The organism is Stutzerimonas stutzeri, assembly GCF_009789555.1.
Lineage (GTDB): Bacteria > Pseudomonadota > Gammaproteobacteria > Pseudomonadales > Pseudomonadaceae > Stutzerimonas > Stutzerimonas stutzeri_R.
On sequence record NZ_CP046902.1, the window covers coordinates 3,145,780 to 3,167,719 of the forward strand.

The 21,940-nt window shown below is 54.0% G+C and carries 12 protein-coding genes; 6 read left to right on the forward strand and 6 right to left on the reverse strand.

Annotated features, from left to right (window positions below; genetic code table 11):
- The first annotated feature begins 60 nt into the window (after nt 1-60).
- The 4 genes from GQA94_RS23645 (at nt 61) to GQA94_RS14485 (ending at nt 6,859) form a co-directional block, all read left to right on the forward strand.
- Entirely contained in the window at nt 61-276 is a 216-nt protein-coding gene (locus tag GQA94_RS23645) for a hypothetical protein (protein WP_423835440.1), read from the forward strand.
- A gap of 148 nt (nt 277-424) precedes the next feature.
- Entirely contained in the window at nt 425-1,462 is a 1,038-nt protein-coding gene (locus GQA94_RS14475; protein ID WP_158188674.1) for a hypothetical protein, read from the forward strand.
- Complete coding sequence (locus tag GQA94_RS14480) at nt 1,446-4,514, forward strand: hypothetical protein (protein WP_158188675.1); 3,069 nt, start codon at nt 1,446-1,448, stop codon at nt 4,512-4,514. Before GQA94_RS14475 ends, GQA94_RS14480 begins: the two co-directional genes overlap by 17 nt.
- A complete protein-coding gene (locus tag GQA94_RS14485; protein ID WP_158188676.1) occupies nt 4,511-6,859 on the forward strand; it encodes an RNaseH domain-containing protein in 2,349 nt (782 codons plus the stop codon). Before GQA94_RS14480 ends, GQA94_RS14485 begins: the two co-directional genes overlap by 4 nt.
- 179 nt (nt 6,860-7,038) lie before the next feature.
- Here GQA94_RS14485 and GQA94_RS14490 read toward each other — a convergent pair whose 3' ends face one another.
- Together GQA94_RS14490 and GQA94_RS23650 are read right to left on the reverse strand one after the other, a co-directional pair.
- The gene (locus GQA94_RS14490; RefSeq protein WP_158188677.1) at nt 7,039-13,665 is read right to left on the reverse strand and encodes a DUF3320 domain-containing protein; all 6,627 of its coding nucleotides are present in this window, start codon (nt 13,663-13,665) and stop codon (nt 7,039-7,041) included.
- A gap of 176 nt (nt 13,666-13,841) precedes the next feature.
- Nucleotides 13,842-14,048, reverse strand: a complete 207-nt coding sequence (locus GQA94_RS23650) for a hypothetical protein (protein ID WP_423835320.1) — start codon at nt 14,046-14,048, stop codon at nt 13,842-13,844.
- Nucleotides 14,049-14,538: 490 nt separating this feature from the next.
- Here GQA94_RS23650 and GQA94_RS14495 point away from each other — a divergent pair, with 490 nt between their 5' ends.
- Nucleotides 14,539-14,886, forward strand: coding sequence for a hypothetical protein (locus GQA94_RS14495; RefSeq protein WP_158188678.1), 348 nt, complete (start codon nt 14,539-14,541; stop codon nt 14,884-14,886).
- A gap of 665 nt (nt 14,887-15,551) precedes the next feature.
- Here GQA94_RS14495 and GQA94_RS14500 read toward each other — a convergent pair.
- From GQA94_RS14500 to GQA94_RS14515, 4 genes are read right to left on the reverse strand one after another with little or no spacing between them, the layout of a single operon-like run.
- Nucleotides 15,552-16,568 (reverse strand): hypothetical protein, encoded by a 1,017-nt coding sequence (locus GQA94_RS14500; RefSeq protein ID WP_158188679.1) that lies wholly within the window; start codon nt 16,566-16,568, stop codon nt 15,552-15,554.
- Nucleotides 16,569-16,573: 5 nt separating this feature from the next.
- The gene (locus tag GQA94_RS14505) at nt 16,574-17,236 is read right to left on the reverse strand and encodes a hypothetical protein (RefSeq protein ID WP_158188680.1); all 663 of its coding nucleotides are present in this window, start codon (nt 17,234-17,236) and stop codon (nt 16,574-16,576) included.
- Entirely contained in the window at nt 17,233-18,138 is a 906-nt protein-coding gene (locus GQA94_RS14510) for a TniB family NTP-binding protein (protein ID WP_158188681.1), read from the reverse strand. The genes GQA94_RS14505 and GQA94_RS14510 overlap by 4 nt, the downstream gene beginning before the upstream one ends.
- A 3-nt stretch (nt 18,139-18,141) precedes the next feature.
- Nucleotides 18,142-20,007 carry a Mu transposase C-terminal domain-containing protein gene (locus GQA94_RS14515; RefSeq protein ID WP_158188682.1) on the reverse strand — a complete coding sequence of 622 codons (1,866 nt, stop codon included), beginning with the start codon at nt 20,005-20,007 and terminating at the stop codon, nt 18,142-18,144.
- A gap of 965 nt (nt 20,008-20,972) precedes the next feature.
- On the opposite strand from GQA94_RS14515, the gene GQA94_RS14520 reads away from it, so the two are divergent.
- Nucleotides 20,973-21,917, forward strand: coding sequence for a DMT family transporter (locus GQA94_RS14520; protein ID WP_158188683.1), 945 nt, complete (start codon nt 20,973-20,975; stop codon nt 21,915-21,917).
- Nucleotides 21,918-21,940: the final 23 nt, after the last annotated feature.

A 21,940-nucleotide genomic window follows, 5' to 3' on the forward strand; every position in this document is an offset into this window, starting at 1 on the left:
GAGTAATGGCTGCCGGTGTTTTGTTTGATAACAGAGCTCCCGGCAGGGCCTACATCAAGGGTGATCTGTAGGTGTCTACATTTTGTCCCGGTATTGTGGCTTTGGCAGGTAAATGGGTTCAGGCCTACAACCTGGGACATAGTGGGAGCTTTAGTTGTGTTGTCCGGAATGGCAATCATCATGTTTCTCCCCGGGCACCACCCCTTCCTGAAGTCTCCGGCGAGACTACTGCATCCCTGCCGTCCCTTGAGTACGATTGTGTGGCCGGCTGTATAAAGGGTAATTGTCAATCCCGACACAATGCGCTCAAGATTAGGGTCTTGGCTGAAAATGGCATCCTAAACAGTTTTTTGAGTATCAAAGGTACCAAGTACGCTCCTAGGTCACCTCAAGCAATCACTCACAAAATGAATCAGGTTGGCACATGGAAAGGCACGCCGCAGAACATCTGCTTCGCCTCCTCGCGAAGGCCGGCAACGCATGCAGCACCGACAGAAGCGCTGCGTTCTCAGCGCTTCGTCAAGCGTCAGCCCTGCTCTGGCAGTTGGCCCCTGACTCACCTCCCATACGCCCACTCGACCTCGAAAAGCAGCTCAGTGTCCCCATCGAGGCATGGCTTCCTGAGTCGGTCAGGGGTGGATATGAAGGCCCCTTACTGTCCAGCCACTTCACCACGCAGACCTGCAGTGAAATGCTTTTCGAAATGGACATAAGGGAGCTGTGGGAAGAAACCCAAGCCATCGTCCGAAAGGTGAGAGACAGCTGTCGCTTGCGCAAAGGGGGCCAACAGCTCTACCGCAACTTTCGCCTTTTCCTGATTCAGCACGCAGTCCTCAAACCTGTTGAGGCGCAGGCAGCACTCGTGCCGCTGGGGTTGTCGATGACCGACATTTACAGCGAGATCCCTGCACGTCTAATTCAGGATGGCCAGGTGTTCTTGTGTCCGTCATGCGGCTGGCCCATGGAGGCCCTGAAGGAAGAGGTGCACTGCGACTCGTCCTGGTGCAAGCACAGCAAGAGCGTGTTCCTGCGCCGCAATGGTCACTTGATCAATCGACACACCAGTGCTCGCAATGCTGGTGTACCTGCTGAAGGTCTGTGGATGCTTCAAGGTGCGCTTTGGAAGTTCACCCTGCTTCCAGGAAGACTTGAGCTGGCGCTGGCCGAGGCGCTTACCAGCAAAGGTTTTGCTGTGGAATTATGGCCCGATTTTGATAGGGCGGATCTGCGAGTCGTCATCGGCCCTCAAACCTTCGAGATTGATGCCAAGGTCTGGCGTTCCGCTCATTCTCTGGCCGAGCGAATCAAGCTGCTGCGCCCCGCTACACCCCTTTGGATCGTTGTGCCCGATTACCAGAAGTCTCATGTGAGGTTTCTAAGGGAGTCCTGCCCACCCGGCGTGGAGGTGTTCATCCAGTCCCAATGCGTCAAGGAGCTCGTCAAGCGTGCAGACCCTTTCTGAGATCGCGACGGTGTTGTTCCTGTCGCTGGCAGCACGTCATGTCGACCCCGAGCCAGCGCTCGCTGACGCCGCAGCGTTGATCGCCGGTCGTACCCGCAAATGGCTGGGGTGGTCGCTGTTGACGGAGGCGGAACAGACCGTTTTAGCAGTAGGGCTTCGTCTGCGTCCTGCGACGTTGGCGCAGCCTGGACGGTTTGTCAGCGGTGCAGAAGCTCTGATCAAAGGGCGCTCCAGCCTGTTCGAACTTGTCGATAAAGATCTGCTCGGTAGCGAGCTGAAGGAAGAAGCTCGCTATCGCGTGCTACCAGGCTTGAACGTCGATCAGATTATTCGTGAGCACTACGAAGCGCTCCAGAGCGCACGTCAACCCGGGCAATACGCGGAGCTTCCCATCCATGGTGATGTGAGGCTCAAGCATTTCGGCAAAGATCAGATCCGCGTATTCCACATCCCGGCGGATCAGCGTAAAGCGATCCCTGAGGCTGGCATGCGGCTTCGAATTCCAGATGCTCCCGGCGTTGCAGAGATCCAATGGGATCGAGGTTTGCTCGAAACCCTGGCATACAAGCTGGACGCCACGAGCGGGCTACATGGCAAGCACCTTTCCTCGCTTGAGAATCTATGGCCAGATGCCGGCAGTAAAACGGCTCAATCCGGCCATTTCTACCGGATCAACGCCCCTACAGGCACCGGCAAATCCGTCGTCATGGTCATGATGGCAATCGATGCAGCTGCGCGTGGACACAAGGTGGTGATAGCCGTCCCCAGCTTCGTGGAGGTCGACAACACCCTGGCCATCCTGCGCCATTCGATTGCAGCAAGCCATGCGAGATTGAAAGCGGCGCCACTGCATTCCATGGCGAGGGTTGCTGAGCGAGCGGCGCTTCGCTTTAACGAGGTCGATGCGCATCACCCTTACGACTATTCGTGCATTCTCGGCAGCTACGGGCTAGGGCAAGAATCACTGCCGGATGGCGAAGAACCCTGCTTCAACCTTCAGTTGGACGGAATCGAAAAGGCTGACGGCCCGGAAAAACTCAGACACTGCCCATATCTGTTTCGTTGTGGCCGAACGACGATGCTGTCCGAAGCACTGGCGGCAGACATCATCGTGGTGAACCACCACTCCCTGCTATCTGGTACCACTCGAATTCCGTTAAGCGACACCGACCGCTTCCCGGGTTCGCGCAGCCTGATCGAGATCCTGCTGCGGTACTCCCCAGTCTTTCTGGTCGATGAAATCGATGGTCTGCTCAAGTCCGCGATCGACAGTAGCGTATTCAAGCTTGAGCTTGGGAACATCGGCACATCCAGCCCATTGATGCGCCTGTATTCACGGGTCGCCGATCGCTCCCGCATACCAAGCGTCGAACCAAGCAGCCTCTTTCGCGTGGCGTGGGCGTTATCCTTCTGCATCATCAGCGTCAATCAGTTGATGAGCTTGCAGGCACGGGATTATTTCGAGTGGCCTGAAAAGGAAACCACTTGGTCGGAAGCAGACGATGCCTTCATCATCGAGCGCCTGGGGATCGACCAACAAACCTTGGCGCTGATGTATAGCCCGGAAGTCTACAACCTGCCCGAACACCTTCGCCCGCTCAGCACGAATCTGGCATTCTGGCGCACAAATGATCAGGATCGGAGGCCTGAGGTTGTAGCGACTGATTTGAGCGATTTGCTTACAAAGCTATCGGACAACGGAAAACTGCCGGCACCGCTGGACGAGGCAGTGCACATTCGCCTGAAGGCGTCGTTGATCCTCAGAGGCACCCTCGATCTCATCGAACGATCGCTGCGCAACCTCAACAACGAGCTTCCGACGTTCGTTACAGCCAACGTACCTTACGCCTATGAAGTTCAGCGTAGCTTGAACGGCCCTGATCCACTCAGCCCTACTCCCATCGGCCCCTTGCATCGAGATGTGTACGGTTTCAAGCGTACGAACAGTCCTGAATATGACCCGACCCTGAACGTCGTAGCGATGCGGGGCGATCCCCACGGCACGCTGCTTGCGCTTCCAGAACTCAGCGCGCTTGGGTATGCGGGGGTCAAGCGTACATTCATCGGCTTTTCGGCAACCGCATTTTTCCCAGGCGCCAGCGCATACGATCTCAAGGCTTTAGACCTGATCGACGTTCCCGATGCGAAGGGACAGATCACGTTTGAAAACCTCAACGTCACCACTCAGATATCTGGAACAAATATCGCAGACCGCCCGGCGCACGTGCGGGATCTGGCCGAAGAAATCGCGCCCTGGATTCTCGCTCGCCTGGAAAAACTACAGAAAGATCCCGCCATGGCTAAGCGTGCACGGCTACTGCTGGTCACCAGCAGCGACGCTGACGCTGAAACCCTCGCGCTGACGCTATCAGGCATGTCGAACGGCCCAGGTTCGCTTGTCGGATGGGTCAGGGGGCGCGGTAGCCAGTACAAGCCGACAATGCTCAAACCCGGGGATACGCTGATCTACGATGATCTAGCGCAGTTCACGGAAGGTAAATACCAGGACAAGACGATCCTGGTAAGTGCCATGCAGCCCATCGCTCGGGGACATAACATCGTCAACTCCGATGGACTATCAGCCATCGGTGGCGTTGTCGTATGCGTCAGACCCCTGCCCTCATCTGACAGTCCAGAAAACAATCTTGCCCATATCTGCTATGAGACGGGCAACCGTGTCATCGCTCGCGAAAGCCCTGGTGAGGCGATGATCCAGGAACGACGGATGGCCAATGGGCTGCTGAAATGGATACGCACCTCCCATCCGGCCTTCAGCCAGCAGCCTGCAAATATTCGGCATTACACGGTGATGAACATCCTCGTGAGCCTTACGCAGTTGGTTGGCCGTGGCAGGCGCGGAGGAACGCCTATCACGTGCTACTTCGCCGACGCCGCATTCCTGCTAGGTCAATCCAACTGGGCCAAGCTGCTTTCAGACAGCGTGAGCACGCTCAAACGCGATGGCGACTGGGAGCAGTTTCAAAAGCATCACGCTGGCATCGCGTCGGCAGTCCTGAGTTACATCAGCCAATCCAGAGAGTACGTCCGATGAATCGCTTTGTACTTCGCAAAAGTCTTTTCAAGTTCGATCCCGACACGCTTGGCAGCGTCTATCGCGCCAAGGTTGCGGATGACTACGTCACGACGTGGCAGGCCCTGCAGAACCATTTTGTAAAACCCCATCCGGGATTGCCAACACATGCACTGGAGCAGCTGTTGGCCGTGACCTCTGGTGGGCCCGTCAAGGTCGAGTTATTCCCACACCGGGATGGTGGTATCTCGGCAATTCTGATGCTTGAGCCACTGCCGGTCGCCAAAATCAACGAGGTGCTGCAACTCTGGGTACTTGAAGCACTGAGGAGCATTGGCGCCTCAACAGACGATATCGAAGCCAAGCTCGAAGTGGTCGATCTCATCGAGTTGGATGCCGCATCACTGGTGGTGCCAAACGACATCTCCAGCCTGGCCTACACCGTCGTCCCTTGGCTGGTAGGTCGAGCAATGTGTAGTGCACCACTGAGCCTGAACAGCGAGATCGCATTGCGCCAGACGGCCGATGGATCCTTGCTCACGTGGGACAACCCTGTTCTCGCGCAAAGTGGTAAACGTACCTACAGTGCGCTGCACACCATAGATCCTCAACTGGTGCTGCTGCGCGACTGCCCCACCCCATATATCCAGCTGCGAGCACGATTCGCGCAGAGCATGCACAACTGGGCTGCAGGCAAGAAGAAAAATGCCTGGGTGGACACTGGCCACATCATCCTCAAAGCGAAACTCAAAACCCGCTTCGCCGAGGGTACCTTCGAGACGTCATTCGACTTCCCTACCTCCAGGCTTTTGACGTTTCTCGGGCATCCAGGGCTGCCCGACATCGTGAATGGCGACGTCTTGATCGATAGCCCTGTACGTCCCATCTATGCCACCCCCCCCTCTTCGCCCGTAATTGGTACCGGGGTGGGCCCGCTATTTCTCGATGCGTTGGGTTTTCATTTGATGAAAACCCTGCCAGGTACCAAGCCACTCACGGCGCGTAAAGCGGTCAGCATTCTTCGCACAGCCGATCAAGGTGCCCCGTCTACAGACGAAGCACTCAGCATCGCTGTGCTGGCAGCGCACAGCGCTCTCGTGCTCAGACTTGAAAAAGCCATCAATGCTCTGCAAGAAGGCGCTTTGGTTTTCAAGAACGCCCCTGTACCGGCCATGGATCTGACACAGCTCAGCGTTTCTGACGCAGCAGACATGCTGGAAGGACGACGCTCGTCCGCTGAGGTCATAAAATGGCTGGGTGACGAAGTCGTTCCGGCGATCAAGCAAACCGGCGCCAGCATCGTGATTGTCGAGACCAGCGCCCTGGCTGCCGAAAAAAGTCCAGATCAAGATCCCAAGCACCTTATCCGCCGCTACCTTGCCCAGCATGGACTCGTCACGCAGTTCATCATGCATGTTGACCAGACTGCGCCTACAAGCAAGAAGAACAACCGCAGGAAAACCGAGGACGATCGCGATTTCAAAGCGATGAACACCCTCATCGAATCGGTTCGTCTGAGTGGGTATCTCCCAAATACCTTTCCGAAGGCAAAGGCCGTTGAGCCGGGCACGACCGTGTTGTCCGTCTACCTCGATAGGTTGCAACAACCCGGCCAGGCGAAATACTTGCCGGTGGTGACGCGAACGGTCGTGGGCTCTCAATCTGCGGAGGTCTTTTGGGCCGCACCAGAGGCTCCTGCAGGACGCTGGTACCCGTTCACTGAAGGCGTGGCAGCAATTCACGCGACGACCGCCCTTCATGGCCCTGACGGCGTCAAACAGCTGATATCTCAGGCCCTGCTGTCACCCACGACCACTGCAGATTCGCCGCTGATCGTATGCTTGGACAGCAACCTTCGAACGTTCTACGGGGCACTCAAGGATAGCCCTGGCCAAGGCCTTCCTCCTGCTCCAGAGGGTGCAGCCATCGTGCGCATACGTGCAGATGAGCATGTGGCGCAAATCACCGGCGATCACACCAAAGATCCTGATGCGCCTAAATTCATCGGCACCCGACTGGGCGTTTACCAATCGCTTGAAAGCGCATCGGTTTACTATTTTGTCTCCAGCTCAAACCAATACCTGAAGCTGCGCTCCCACCGCCACAACACACGATACGACGTCAATACCAGAGGGCTTCGAGACTTCTGGCAACAACTCGGTGTCACCGAGATCACCATCATCGAACCGGGCGAACTGGCGAACCCCACCACCCTCGCTGAGCAGATCGCCCTCCTGTGTCGTAACGCTCCCCTTTGGGAAGGCCAGCTTCGCCTGCCGAGCCCGATGCACCTCGGAGCACAGATTGCCAGCGATCATCCAAGCGTTGAGATGAAGCGCAAAGCAGACGCGAACCGGGCAGCTTGAAGTCGACAAGGCCGAGACTGCTCGGCCTTTGCAGGAAACCTCGAAGGTTGGCAATACGCCCCCTAATCAGATGATAGGGACGCCAGCCATGGGCAAACTCCCAGCAACAGATCATTGGGCTGCTTCGTTGAGCGATGCGAAAAATAAAAAAGGCGCCTTTAAAGGCGCCTTCCTCACGATCACTCAGTGCTTCGATTTATGGCTCGCTCAATTCGCAGCCGTCCCGCATGGGCAAGCTTGCTGACGCCCGATTCTTTCGCCACTGCATACACGAGCCCTTCTCCGACGTGACCACGCTTAGACATCTCGTCTACAAGGGCGCGCAGTTCTGGGAGGCAGATTTCAGCAAGTGGCCGATTCGAGTCATCATCTCCGGGCCTGCGAAACACCACATTCGTGTCAGATTCGATGTGGGCGGGCCAGAAGAATGTTCCAGTCTGCTCCTCCTCGTGTGACCTGAAATGAGCCCGGGCAATATGGTCGACGCGATCACGGATGCGTGAGCCAGTTCTAACCCAGCCATGAGCACGAGCAATACGACGTGATAATGCCATATCAAGCACGGGGCCTTCCTCAGCTATCACATGGGCAACCATCTTTTCCAACGTCGAGGTGTAGCTCGCATCAAAGAACCGTTCTGGATCAACCTGTTCCACTGCCGAGCTAGGGTCTGTTTCTTTGTAAACCAAGTATTGCGTTGGTGTATAGGCAGCGTCCGCTCCCTCAGCAGGTGTAGGAGATGCCACTGTGGCGTACTTCGACTCTGGCAACCCACCAGTAGGATCATTGGCTTCGACAGCGTTCGCCGAGGCGACGAGCGAAACTTGATCCACTACATCAATCACGTTCGCCATTGCAGCATCGATCTTCAAGCGCTCCGACTCCTGCGCCGCATCAATGATCGCTTGCTTGGCCCTTGAAGCGTTAAGCAGTTCGGTAAGCTGCTGATGAACTTTCTCTGCAGTCCCAGCGGCATCCACCCACCAGTCTGTCGACCAGATCCTGACGATCTCCCATCCAAGCCCCCGCAGAACAAACTCCCTGAGCTTGTCGCGGTCTCGCGCTGTTGCGCTACGGTGGTAGGTAGCACCATCACACTCAACGCCTGCAAGGAACCGCCCTGGAGCATCGGGGTGCACAACACCCAGATCTATTCGGAACAAAGAGACGCCAATTTGGGTATGAACCTGCCAGCCCTTCTTGCTCAGAGCGGCAGCGACCGCCTCTTCGAACGGACTATCGAATCCACCCACGCTACCGAAGTTCGCCTCTGCCAATGCACGCGGCCCGCGCTCGGCAAATTCGAGGAAGTGTTTAAGATCACGAACGCCTACAGCTTGCGTGCGGGCAAGATCAATGTGTTCTGGGCGCAGAGTCGAGAACAGCACCAACTCCTGACGAGCACGTGTGATGGCAACGTTAAGCCGGCGCTCACCTCCCGGGCGGTTCATCGGCCCGAAGTTCATCGACATCACACCGGTAGCATCCTTTCCGTATGTGGTCGAGAAATAGATGATGTCACGCTCGTCCCCTTGGACGCTTTCCAGGTTCTTGACGAACACAGGCTCAAGCTCAGACTCGGCGAAATACGGATCAAGCGACGGATCTTTCCGGCAAGCCTCATCCAGCATGTCCATGATGAGCTTCTGCTGTTCACCGTTGAACGTTACAACACCAACGGTACGGCCACTCTGGCGAAACGCTGGCGATTGAAGACGAGCCACGAGGTCAGCGACCAACGCTCTCGCCTCAATCAGGTTGGTGCGTGAACCGCCCTTATCGTAGACACCCGCCACCGGGCACAAACGCACGGCTTTATCGGCTGTGAACGGCGATGGGAACGTCACCAGTTTCGAGTGGTAGTAACGCTGGTTCGAGAACGCGATTAGGCTTTCGTGACGGCTACGGTAGTGCCAATTCAGGTTGCGCATCGGCAAATTCGCGCTGATGCATTCATCCAAAATGCTCTCAAGATCAGCCTCGACGTCCTCATCGTCAGCCGTGGACTCAGTACGATCAAAGAAAGAGGTAGGCGGAAGCTGTTTCGGGTCGCCAACCATCACGACTTGCCTGCCTCGCGCCATAGCGCCGATCGCGTCCCATACAGGAATCTGCGAAGCTTCATCGAAGATGACCAGGTCGAATGGCGTCGAGGCTGGTGGTAGATATTGAGCGATCGAAAGAGGACTCATCAGCAAGCACGGCGTTAGTTTTGTCAGCGCCTCTGGTGCTCGGCTCATTAGCTCCCGCAAAGGGATGTGCTTGGTCTTCTTACCCATTTCATGACGCAGCAGCCCCCACTCAGATGAGCGGCTAACACTGTCCTGGCTTGGTAGGTCGGCGCACAGTCGAGCGCGGAGCCAATCCTTCGTCAGCTCGGTGAACTTGTCATCCAACGCCCGGAAATCGCGAATACGCTGCTCATGCTCGACGCTGACGAAAGTACGAATCACTGCTTCGTTATCAACGGTGGTATTTAACCACCAGCGAGCGTAGTTCACCTCAAAGACACGACGGACTTTTCCAAAGGTGATCACTCCACTCTCCATAGCCTGCACAATCGGAGCAAGGCCGACCGCGAAGGCCTCATCTCTCACCTTCCGCCATGCACACCAAGCTTTGAGCCTCGCCTCAGACGAAACCACCGTTTCGCAGCTCTTCTTCAGGTCATTTATTGACAGGTGAGCAGTCTCAACGACACCGGTTTCGGTAAAGCTCCCTATCGACGTCAGATTCGACGAGCGCTCCTGAAGCAATTTGAGCTTGTCACGCATCGCAGCGCCGGCCAGAGCGATTGCCCCTTCTGGCTCCAGCAAAGCATTGCCATCTCCCAGTAGCGTTTGCAGAGGCGCTTTGTAGGCAGCGATCTGCTCCGGATTCAGAGCAAGCTTGGCGTTAGCAGTCGCTATCTGTCCTTGAAATGCTAGAGCCTTACGTGCGAGCTCCAGGTTGGTTTTGAGATCACTCCAAACTGGCACCAACTCTCGCAAATCAACCAGGTCAGACAGATCACGCTCAACCGCCGCCCGTTGTTTAAGCAGAACGAAATCTTCTTTCAGCGTTTTCCCACAGCGCCCCTCTTCAACCTCCGGGTGGTCATCAGTGAGTCGACCGCGCTCTTCGATTGCTCGGCGTTCTGCTTGAAAGCGCAACGCTGCATTTAGGCTCTCAACGTTTGTGGCCTGCCCTCTCCAAAGATCATGGGTGCTTGCGCCGAGATCGGAAAGTGCCGCTATGTCAGCATCGAGGCGCCTCAGCAAGCGAAGCCGTTTCAGCTCCTCCTTCAAACCATCGCCAAGCAGGCCCTGCTCGACCAACTCGAGTCCATTATCCGCCCACTGCGATTCTGCTTTTTGAAGTCGAATTGCTTCCTGGAGCTTGTTCGTTGTTGCGATCTGTTCAGCTTCTGATTTCGAGCCCTGCCAAACAGCAACGCACTCCTGCCCTGGCTCAAGCTCATCGACAGTACGGCGTATCGATCGGATCTGCGTCCAGACCGCCAAGTCTTCACCACAATTTGCTTCGCTCGGCGTCTTTTGAGAAGGCGCTAAGAGCGCTGCGATACGGCGCTTTGCGAACCACGATTTAGGCCAGAATGACTGCTCAGCCTCTTGCCACTCACGCATCAAAAGATCAACGTCGAGTGACTCAATCGCATCACTGTAAGTGACGCTTAACTGTCGCTTGAGATCAGATATCTGACCCAATAGTGCCACTGCGTGAGCCAGTACAACCGTGACCCTTTCCGGCCAGGCGGGGCCAAGCTCAGAGTACGTCGCACGGCGCTGCTGCAGCAGGTCGATACCCTGTTTTGCATCGGTAACAGAGCGCGAAGACCATAGGTCAGACAGCTTGGCATTGAGATCCCGATGTTTTTCGACCCATGTGCAACCGTCACTCAGCCGCAGGGAGATGGCGCGTGCATCTGGGCGAAGCGCGAATCGCCAGTCTTGTCCTGCAGCGGCTGGAAGCGCCAAGGAAAGAACGGATAAGCCCTCAAGTGCCGTTGGGGTGTATTCCGTAGCCGGAAGCCCTGCCAGCTCAACGAATCGATCTGCAGCTCGTTGCACCTCGAGCACTGCAGGCAAGACTTCACGTGCGGCCTGTACGAACTGTTGTTGCCAATGGGGTGACCATTCGGTCTGACCAACTGCATGCAAAGCATTGCCAGCAAGCTGACCATAGTCCACAGCCTGAGCGTTCACTTCGAGGCGGTCGCACAACTCACGAAGCTCGAGTATTGCCTTCTGGTCGTGAGTGTCAGGCAAACCCCAAGCAACAGGTGCGACCGCCTCATCACCACCTGAGATAACCGTACCGATTGCATCGTAAATGGTGTAGCCATTGCGATGGCGCCGGTGGAGACGCTCAACGTAGATGTTCAGGCTGTCACGCAGCGTAGCGAGGCGCTGCGCTTCAACTTCCCATGCCGCAGAATCTACCTGCCCTTTGGCTTCCCAGGCTGATTGCAGCTGAGCAAGGACATCTGTTTTTCGAGCTTTGCTCGAATGCAGCTCCAAGCAGAACTCACCCAGACCAATCTCACGCAGGCGCCGGTAAACCACATCCAAAGCCGCGATCTTTTCCGAGACGAACAGTACACGACGCCCTTGGGCAATCGACTGAGCGATCATGTTGGAAATCGTCTGGCTCTTACCTGTGCCAGGCGGCCCAATGAGGACGAAGTCCTTTCCTTTGGCTGCCGCCATCACCGCAGCAAGTTGGGATGAGTCAGATGGCAGCGGGCAAAAGACATCGGTCGGGCCATAGATACGATCCAGTGCCTCTGGCTCCGGGAACGGAGTATCTGAAACGAACGAGTCGCGTGGCGTGTCCAGAAGGTGCTGGACTACCGGGCTTTGCCGAAGGTGCTCGGCGTTCTCGGACAGATCCTTCCACATGAGGTACTTGGCAAACGAGAACATCGACAGCACGACGTCTTCGTTCAACTCCCAACTCGGGATGTCCTTGATGGCATGGCCGACTTTTTTCCAGATGCTGGCAATATCCAGACCGGAATCGTCTCGAGGCAGATCTTGCTCAAGAGACCCCAGGCCAAGCTCGAAGTCTTGGCGCAGCATTTCAATTAGCGTCGGGTTAAAGCGCGGTTCGTCATCGTGCAGTACCATGGTGAATCCCGAGCGCGCGCTCTTGCGCTCTAGGGTGACAGGCACCAACACCAGTGGAGCTTTGTACTTCTGCCCAGCTCTGTCCTCACGCGTCCAGCTCAGGAAACCTATGGCCAGGAATAGCGTATTAGACCCGCCTTCCTGAAGTGCAGTGCGGGCACTGCGGTACAGCTCGGTCAACCGAGCGTCCATCTCGTTGGATGTTAAAGCAACGAAGACTTCTCTGCGCCTCAATGCGTCCTCAGCGTGACGGCGACGAACATCTTCACGTTCACGCTGCTCATAAAGAGCGCGCTCACGCGGATCAGCGCCATCCATGAGATCAGGTCGGGTCAGCAGCTTCAATGACTGACCACTAGAAAGAATATCCTCAAGTGCACTTGGATCTGGAGACTCAAGCTTCAGTGCTCGCTTGCCCATCTTGAAGTTGAGCAGATTGTTGCGAAGCGACAGGTCTAGAAGCTTGCGCTGCCATCGACCAAGACGATCCGAGGGGTCAAGTTTCGATAGATCTTCGACCACCACCTCATGCGTTTCGTCAGGGATGCCTGCGCCGTCTTCAACCAGGATGTGAGGCACATCATTCAATACATCAGCAGCGACCCGCGCAATTTGAGCCTCAGCGCTTGCCAGTGGTTTGATACGCTGCAATCGAGCTCGACGAATATCCAGCAGCATTTCGAAATCGCTCTCAGCGTCTTCAGCGATCTGCTTAGCACCTCGTTCAGCAGCATATGAGAACGACGGAATCGGGTTTTGCGTGATGAGGGTGGTTTCGAAAAGCACCAACTCCTGCAGTTTCACCCGTTTGCGCACGGCTGTTACATCATCCACCAGCGCAGTCGTAAACTCTTCGGGCTTCAACCAGAGGCCCGCAAAAGCATGCCCTTTGGTGAACACAATTACAGGGTTGAGTCCGATCTGCTCCAGAGCAGCGCAGAAAAGCAGGGTGAGATCCATGCAGGTGGCTAAGCCAGTATCAGCAATCTGGCTGGGGCTACGTACCTTTTGCCCGGAATACTCAAAGCTTGCGGGCGGCAAGGCGTAGTCTAGCTTCATCCGCGCCACGGCCCCCCAGACTGCAGAAGCTAACTGCCAAGCTCGCTTGGAGCCCCCCGCATAGCCATCAAGCGACGACGACTTCTCACTCAGACGAAGCAGCTCAGCCGTTTGCTTCAGCAAACGCTCAACTGCCGGATCATTCGGCTGAACGAACGCTGCCGTCATGTCCGGGATGTGGCGTAGGCCACCCCATTGATTTCGAGGAAGAAGATCTACGACCTGCTCATGGCGGGCCAGCTGTTTCCGGCCACCGTCTGCGTCCTTGTCATCAGCCTCAAGGACGAAGGTAAAAGTTGACAGCTCGGCTTCGGTCAAGCGAGTCAACAAGGGGCCGTCCAGCACCAAGTCAAGCCCTGGAATGACCCGAAAACTATCCGCAGCGATCTCATCAATCCGCCAGACCTTGGGCTTGAAAACCTCGGGCACCGAGGACAGCGACAGGGTTGCATTGACGAAGCGGGCTTCGGTCTCGTTCGAGATGCGAAGCTCTCTAATCACAGGAATGGCGTTCTGAAAATCAGCAAGATTCAGCTTCGCAACCAAGGAAGCAAGAATCTTCACTTCTTTAGGCGGGGTTTCATCTTTAAGCGTGAGGGGCTGAACTTCGTCGTCCATGCGCAACCGTCCCTGTCGTAGTGCCCAAAGGAGTGCCGGAATTGGCCAGCGAGAAGAACCCTTTTGAGCTGATGGCGAGATGATAGCTTTTCTGTCGCCCCCCGTATTAGCATTTGGTCGCCTGGGCCTAACTGATTGCACGTTTTCTGATGGCTAACCTGCCGAATCTCTCAGCACTACCTCCGCAAACTCCACCAAACTCTCATAGTCGCCCCGCCCTTGACGGCATAGGTGAAACCCAGAGCTCCCCGCAGCTCGAGCTCCATTCCTAAACAGCCTATAGAGTCGCCGATCATAACGATCCGATCGCCCCGCAACTGCCGGCCTGGTTGAACTCCGAGGTCACGACAAGCGTATTGATAAATGTATGGATCCGGCTTCATCACGCCTAATTCGTAACTGAAGGCATATCGATCCAAACCTGGCAGCAACTCTCGTACAGCAGGCCCATACCGACGCTAGATGTCTGGATACAAGCGGCGCAGGGCGAGCTTCATCATATCCGCGATTTGATCCCGAATCTTTCCTGGTCGGGCGGAATGGTGGGGATGCGTTTTCAGCTGGAGCCTGATCATTTTCCTACGCTTTACTCGGACTATCGAAAAGAGCGGGCACGGGTGGCACCCTTTTGGAAAAAATTCAGAACCAGGCTGGTGATGGCCAGGTGCAGCCACCTGCAACTATGGCCACCTGCACGACTACCTCAACGACGTCTGCATAAAGCGCTCAAAGTGCGGTGGTATCGCCTCGACCCGGGCAAGCTTTCAGCGCCTAACGCGGAGACTCGGACTGCTAACCTTCAAGCGCTAGCTGACGCGGCTGTTCCATTGGAACGTAATTCTCTATCGAATCAGATCCGAGTTCACGAGATCAATGCGCAGCGCGGTTTCGGTGACAGTGCCGATGAGGGTCAAGACGAAAGCAAGCCTAGCAGCGGTAAAAGGCTCGCTGAGCAGCTGCGCACCTACTACCGTCGCCACCGATAGCCCAGACGTGCGGGATCTGGAAGCCCTTAGGGCAAATGAAGCTGCTCAAAGCGCTTTCGACAGCCGGCTGACGATCAGCTTTGCGCCGGCTCTCAGCGAAGTAGCGGGCCTCGGTTACCCTAACAACAGCGATCCGAGCATCAAAGTGGAATCTCGCTTGGCGCTAACGGACGGAATGGATCACGAGACGGCTGTGCTGTTCGAGCTGGATTCCGTCATGCGCCAGCGCCGGTGATCAGTAATCCGCGACTGTCGTTCTCCACGACCCGCCTCCCCTCCGATCAAGGTGATGCCCAATGATGCCCACGGCCTTTAAGCCCATCGCGATCGCATCGGATGGAATCACCGATGATGGGTGGAAGTCACTCAAGGCGTTTTGGAGACTCACTCCGGAAGATCACGGGAAATATAATAACCCCCCCCTGCATCGATGCAACGGTGATTTTTGCTTGTTCGGAAATTAAAGCGAAAGAACTTTTGAAAACTTCAGATCGGTTGCTATACATCTCTGCCGGCCATTGAAAAAACCTGCATAAAAATAAGTCGCAAAAATTACGAGCGTGATCGAACTCCTTCCCCACTGGCCAGGGTGAGTACAAAGTTGTGTAGGTAAAACTGATGCGACACTGCTTAACGGTTGGCGTGACTTTTACCAAGGGGCCTGCGTGGAGAGCGGATGCAAAAGTTCTTCGTTCTGCGCTTTGACGGACTGAGTATCGAAGTACGCGTACCTGTGGCATGGCCACCAAGAAGTCAATCCATACACCAGCACCGCCATATAAGCCGTCTAGGCAGATTGGGCCTAAGGGTAGCGAGATTTCGGTGATTAAAGAAAACCTAGTATTCATTCGATCTCACCACTCCGACGCCCTTACATTTTGAGGGCAAGTCAACCATCCTTCACTTAACAGTAGAAGCAACGAATCCCTCGACAAACTGTAGCGTCCTGCTGGAGACTACTGGAGGTTGCCATTGGAGAAGTCGCCGTGCGATGACCGCAGCGTGTTCTGCCGTGAAGCCATTGCAGGATGAGCCCAAACTATAGGCTTCTGAAAACCCAATCCCGCCTCCTACTGCATTCAACAGAGCATCAATCACGCTTGACTCGTCTGTTGGCAAGACTTCGTAGAGCCAACCGAGGATAAGCAGAGCGGCCCTTCGGTGAGCGATACTGGCTATCAGCGGGCCGTGAGTAAAAGTCTGCTGAAATACCGGGAGCTGGAGGTAAGCGGCGTCGTTTCGCATATGGCGATTGATAAGGCCAAACCTGGGATAGAGCATCAAGCAGATCAGAAATTTTGAGAATGCCCACTCACTATTTTGGTGAGCATCGCTGCTCAGGTTGCCTGGCAAGGCATTAACCTCGAAGCGATTGAGCATGTCCTGTACCAAGATCAAAGACTTAATCGACCGCATCCCAGCCTGAAAGCGTGATGCTGAAATGTACCTGTCCTTGTGTAAATAATGCATCTGAAAAAATTTCATAGCCATGCTCAGCTTAGGCGCGAATACCTCTGTAGCATCGACTAGCGGCAAATTATGAAACTCGCATACTACTACGCCTACAGCGCACCATTTCTTCAGCGAGGTAGGAAATGCAAGTGTTCGAAAATTTTCAGCCAAACACTGATAGCAGAACGTGCGCCTGTAAAAGCGTGGTATTAGCCAACTGCTAGGTGGCTGAATGAAAAAAGCCCTTAGATCACTACTCATGCCTACGGCATCACAAGCCGCGTTCGTAAAATGGGAGCTTCGCGAGAAATCCGGATCGAAATCTAGCGCCGGGCCCGAGGCCAACCACAGCTGGCTGAGCTCCTCGCGGCCAAGCGGCGTGTTTTTAGAAACCATACTTTGCCTATATAGCCAACACGACAAAAGCTCTCCCTCGATCGGTAAGCTATCGATAAAAACCGTCATTATTTCTAACCTTTGTAAAGGTACGCGGGGTGAAACAACCGGAGAAATGTATCGCCAAGGTTACCTTTCGTATCGAGATAAAGCGCCTTCAGCGATACGTCCGTTAACTTAGTTTTTGAGTTTTCAGCGAGAATCGAATCAAAAAAAACCTTGTATTCATTAAAATCTTGAAAGCCATCTAAGCTGAAGGCCTCAACACAGTGCGGTGAGCACTCTAATAGTCCGAACATCTCCCATGCCTCTTCATGACGCCCAGAGATTACAATATTTACTGTCGGTAGAGCAGTTAAGATATACTTTAGCTGCTGTACAGTGCGGCGCTTCGCACTTTCACCACACAGAAACATATCTATATCGTCGACAAAAATTGTCGAAATCTCTCTTAATGAAACAATTTCGGCTGCAAAACCTGGCAATTTATTTTTAGCTTGGAACTCTAAATCAATATTTAGGTGATGGTAGAGCTGGGCAAACATATCCAACCCGGCAAGTTCAGGATGGTCTGCGATAGTGAACATCGGATTACTCAGACGTGACTTGATATCCTCTATGCAGGTCGTCAAACCAAAGCCAGGCTGGGATGAGACAAAGCAAAATGCGCGCCCACGTGTCAAAGCAGCTAAGACACTATTAGCGGTGGCAAACTGTGAGGGCGAGAGCTTGATCATTTCTTTTTGGGCTTGCCGGGATGGTGGATTTTGAAGCCATACTTCATCGCCAGAGCATCAATGTTAGGGATTTGATCTTGGGTAATCCGCTCAGTACCCTGCTCGATAGCATCCATAGCCGCGCTTTTAAGAATCTTTACGATATTATCAAGAATGCCATGTGAGTTTGAATGTATGAGCGTCCTCAGCTTCGGGGATGCAACATTCGACGCGAGCTTCAGGGGCAAATGGGTTTCATACGTAGCAATGAAGTCCACAAAGTGCTGATCTAATTTCCAAGGCTGAAGCTCCCATTGTACAAATCGCCGATCCAGAACACGGTCAAGTATCATGGCTTCGTTGGCAACTGAGTTGCCAAAAGCAATAACGCACAGCTTAAGTTTACCTTCTGCGAGGCTACGCAGCAGTGATAATATTATTCGCTTGTTGGTGCTCCCCTCAAGCATTGCATCTGACAACTCATCGATGACAATTGCACCAATGCCCCCCGAATGTATTTTTTTCTCTATAATATCAAGCCTATTGGCCGCAGTTGTTCTCTTGCCGATCTGCACGCTGAATTGCTCACAAATCGCATCATGGAGTTTGTAACGGTTCAAATTCTCGGTCAGGGTGATGAACACCATTTTCTTTCTCGAAAGCTCGCCCAGCGCCTGCAACCGATGGAATAATGCGGACTTACCGTCACCGCCTCCACCATGGATGAATATGCTAGACGCCTGGATCTGGTTGTCTGTGTATACCATGTGGTTTAGGCAGTTCAGCAATGGCTTCAAACGTGGCGTATCGATCCAAATATCATGGCGGCAGATCTGAATCCTTTGTTCTGCCGGCAAGTCAACAAGGTGCCTTATGTCCGCTTTGACGTGAGCGTATTTTAGAGCTTCATCCCGATTACTCATAACTCAACCCTCCTTAGGGTCAACGATTAAAACTGGAACAAGCAGATCGATTTCATCAGTGTCTAAGATAATTCGTGGCCGGAGAATTTCTTCTTCCTCCCAGATAACGTCATCGGTTTGGACATAGAATTTGCTGTCATCAATGGGGTGCACCTCCACTTCATCCAGCGCCACCCCTTCGGCTGAAGGTGGAAGGGGTGGCGGCAAAGCCGGTTGTTTTGGCGCATTCATGAAAGCCGTTTTCATGGCTGCAGCCTCTTGAAGAATTTCTTCCTGGCGATCCATGGCGGAGGGTGCGAACTCGTCATCGATGGTACCGCTAGCCTTGTTGATTAAACCTGGCATACGCTTCGATAACTGCTTGTGGTTCGAGTAGGATTCCCAATGCATCGCTAGCCCGTCACGGGTATATGAACAACTAATCTTTAAGAAGCCATGAGGCACCTTGACCCAAATATAGCTAAGGTCATATTGCAAGTACTTAACATCGATGTTTTGGCCTACATATTCCTCCAGGGCATCGCTTGCGTACCTGCGACCGGCGAAATTAATCCCATATGAGTGAACTTTGTGACCGAAGGAAGTCGGGCAAAAATCGATCAGAAATCTCGTCTCATCTTCTTTACTAATAACCCTCGACGAATCATACTTTCCTTGACTCTTATAATGGGTGAAAGCTTGCCTAGGGGTGCACCGAAGGGAAGCGTGAATTTTTCCGTGATAAACAGTTATTTCTTTCAGCATCCACTCCGCAAATTGCTCGAAGTCCAATTTGGCATTTAGCTCGCTTTCAAACCCCTGCCGCTCTACGACGTTGCTCCCAGTTGAACCGGGAAGAAAGTGCACTGATGTTGTCATGAATGAGCCAATTACACGCTCTATGATCCCGCCATACCACTTTTTCCCAATGGGACGATGATCCCACTCCATCCCCCATTCTTGACACTGCTGGATAAATGCATCGCTCGTGAATTCAGCGGCGTTATCTGTATAAATGACAAACGGAATACCAAAGAAGGGGTATTCCTCTGGGTAAGTTACGAAACCGAACAGGCTGCTATCTTTATTCATCACCGCAAACGCTAGAGCTGCGGCAACAGTGTTTAGACTTGGGGTTTCCATACTAAGATAAAAACCTAGGATCACCCGAGACCTGTCACAGATGATCATAGTTATCCAGGGACGACCGATAATCACATCTCTGTTGAACTCATCGACGAGCAGTATATCCACCCGCGTATGATCCATTGACACGCGACGCAGCAAACCATCGATGACTATTTTTTTTGGTTTAAATCCATATTTTTGATTGAACTGCTCATTAGTGAGCGTTTTCCGGTCACGGTCTTTTTCTGGTATTGCATAGAGATATCTTCTCGCTGTATGGCGGCTTACCGCCTTTTCACCAGACCTCTCACAATAACGGCGGGCCCACGTCAATAACTCACTGATAGAAGCCTTTGGGCCAACGTAGTGCTTGTCGTACGCTTTGCCTAGTGCGGCCACCTGGCCCGATGTTGTTCGACTGCCTCCTTTAGGCGTTCCCTTGTGATTGCGAACGATGTTCTTTCCGTTGCGATGATCGTCGAGCAACTTATAAAAATGAGATTTTTTTAACCCAAGAAGCTCCATGCCTCTACTGGCAGGCAGTCCTTGATTGACCTGTTCGAATACAGATCTACGTTCATCTGCGAGCTGTTCCTCCCGCTGATCAATTGTCCTGACCTGAGATGGAATGATTTCATCGCTGGGTGGAACACCAGATTCTTTCCAGTCTCTGGGGACACCATCGTACGGGTTCCTGGCTGGTGCCAACGGCATGGTGTTTTCAAGCGGATGCGCTTCTTGCTCCGAATGTTTGTTATCCATGACCAACTCTGAGTTCCGATTGTTAGTTGAGGTTCATAAGGCTCGGGTCATAATAGCCATCCGTCGCGAACACGCAACCACGCAAAAAGCTCAATAGCTTAGGCGATTCGAAGGCGAAGGTTCCTTTATACGAATATTGAACTTTCAGCAACGGAAGATAATACACTTGGTTTACTGTTTAATTTGTCAGCTATTTCAGTGATTTACCTTGATATATCTTTCACTGGGATGCTTAATTAATTACAATATATATAAAAGAGATATTCTTTTTTTATTACTGCAAAGTATTGATCTGACTGGTTCTAGTAATAAAAAAGTTTGCTCGTGCTGTTTAGCTGTGGAGAATTGGCCGGCCGAAAGCCTATCCTCATGTCCGTGGAATGCGGTTTAGGGAAAGCGGCGTCTCTGTGAGATGGGGCTCGTGCGATGGAGGCCGTCACTTCAGGGGCGGGGTCTGCAAGCCTGAGTTTGACTTGAGCGACTCCCTAATGTTGGTGGAGGGAGGTTGGACAGGGATCTGGTCATCTCGTCGGAGCGTGACTTACATAAACCGTTTGTACGTTTCATTGGCGGAAAAACGAATGAGTACCGTTTCATTACCGGAATAACGATCTAAGTTTTCCGGCAATGGAGCGACATCGCCACTAACTAACGGTAATATAAGGCGATTTGGCTTTCCGTTTTACTTTCAACGTTCACAGCAGTACCCGGATGTGAATATCCAAATTTCTGTTTATCATCAATCCAGATCGCGGAATTTCCCCGGCTTCGGATTTCTACCTCCCTCAGCGGAGGCTGAGTCCTGGCTTTGGCCTCGACACTCCGCAGTGCTGCAGCGCACCGCTTCGCCCGCCGCAGCGAGCAGCTCAATGCCTACCCGCTCAATCCGTTCGAACGTGGAGCCTGCGTTGGTAGTCCGATGCGGAACATGGCTGACAACAACAAGCTGATCAAGGGGGCACCTGATGTTGGCGGCGCGGGAAGATGAAGCCCTCGAGGAGCAGCTGGAACCGAAGCGCAGCCCGTTCGTGACAGCGGTAGCGTTCATGCTGGCGGCGGCGATTCTGATTCCTCTACTGAACGCGGAAGTTAAGTACCTCGGCCTGTTCTACCCGGTCATTCAGCTGCTCTGGTGCCGCTATTTCGGCCATGTGGTGTTCATGCTTGTGGTATTCGCGCCGCGCAAAGGGAAGGCGCTGTTTCGCTCTCGGCGTCCCTGGTTGCAAATCGTGCGGTCGTTGCTGTTCTGCCTCACCTCCTTCCTGATGTTCTGTGCGCTGCAGTACGTGCCGGTGGGGACCGCGGCGGCGGTGAGTTTCACGGCGCCTATGGTGGTCCTGGTACTGTCACCCTTCATGCTGGGCGAGACGGTAGGCCCGCTGAAGACAGTCGCGGCAATCAGTGGGTTTGCTGGGGCGCTGTTCGTCATCCAGCCGGGTGGCGATGCCTTTCATCCTGCCGTGTTACTGGTGCTCCTGAGTGCTTGCACCTCAGCGCTTACGCAGATCTTGTCGCGCAAGCTCGCTAGTCACGACACGCCGGAAACGTCCAACACGTACATGGCCGCCGCCGGGTTCGTGTTGACGAGCCTGATGCTGCCATTCTTCTGGCAGTCGCCGGACAGCCTGGTACATGTTGGGTTGCTGGTCAGCATGGGCATCCTCGGTGGTTGCGGGCACTACTGCCTGGTGCGTGCCTTCGAGGTGGCCCCTGCGCCGTTCGTCGCACCGTTCACTTACCTGCAAATCGTCGGCGCGAGTCTGCTGGGCTACCTGCTGTTTTCCGAGCTGCCGAATCTGTGGAGCTGCATCGGCACCTTCATCATCGTACTGAGCGGATTGGTTGTCTTGCTAGGCGAGCAATACCTGGAGTCGCGGCGTCCGAGGACGTCGACCAGATCGTCAGGCTGAGGCGCCTGGGTACTCAACCGGTT

What these genes read in the sequence shown, in the direction of transcription:
- GQA94_RS14490 (WP_158188677.1), bottom strand. Translation starts at nt 13,665, where the DNA reads ATGGACGACGAAGTTCAGCCCCTCACGCTTAAAGATGAAACCCCGCCT.
- GQA94_RS14485 (WP_158188676.1), top strand. Translation starts at nt 4,511, where the DNA reads ATGAATCGCTTTGTACTTCGCAAAAGTCTTTTCAAGTTCGATCCCGAC.
- GQA94_RS14515 (WP_158188682.1), bottom strand. Translation starts at nt 20,007, where the DNA reads ATGGATAACAAACATTCGGAGCAAGAAGCGCATCCGCTTGAAAACACC.
- GQA94_RS14500 (WP_158188679.1), bottom strand. Translation starts at nt 16,568, where the DNA reads ATGACGGTTTTTATCGATAGCTTACCGATCGAGGGAGAGCTTTTGTCG.
- GQA94_RS14510 (WP_158188681.1), bottom strand. Translation starts at nt 18,138, where the DNA reads ATGAGTAATCGGGATGAAGCTCTAAAATACGCTCACGTCAAAGCGGAC.
- GQA94_RS14475 (WP_158188674.1), top strand. Translation starts at nt 425, where the DNA reads ATGGAAAGGCACGCCGCAGAACATCTGCTTCGCCTCCTCGCGAAGGCC.
- GQA94_RS14495 (WP_158188678.1), top strand. Translation starts at nt 14,539, where the DNA reads ATGCGCAGCGCGGTTTCGGTGACAGTGCCGATGAGGGTCAAGACGAAA.
- GQA94_RS23650 (WP_423835320.1), bottom strand. Translation starts at nt 14,048, where the DNA reads ATGAAGCCGGATCCATACATTTATCAATACGCTTGTCGTGACCTCGGA.
- GQA94_RS14505 (WP_158188680.1), bottom strand. Translation starts at nt 17,236, where the DNA reads ATGATCAAGCTCTCGCCCTCACAGTTTGCCACCGCTAATAGTGTCTTA.
- GQA94_RS14520 (WP_158188683.1), top strand. Translation starts at nt 20,973, where the DNA reads ATGTTGGCGGCGCGGGAAGATGAAGCCCTCGAGGAGCAGCTGGAACCG.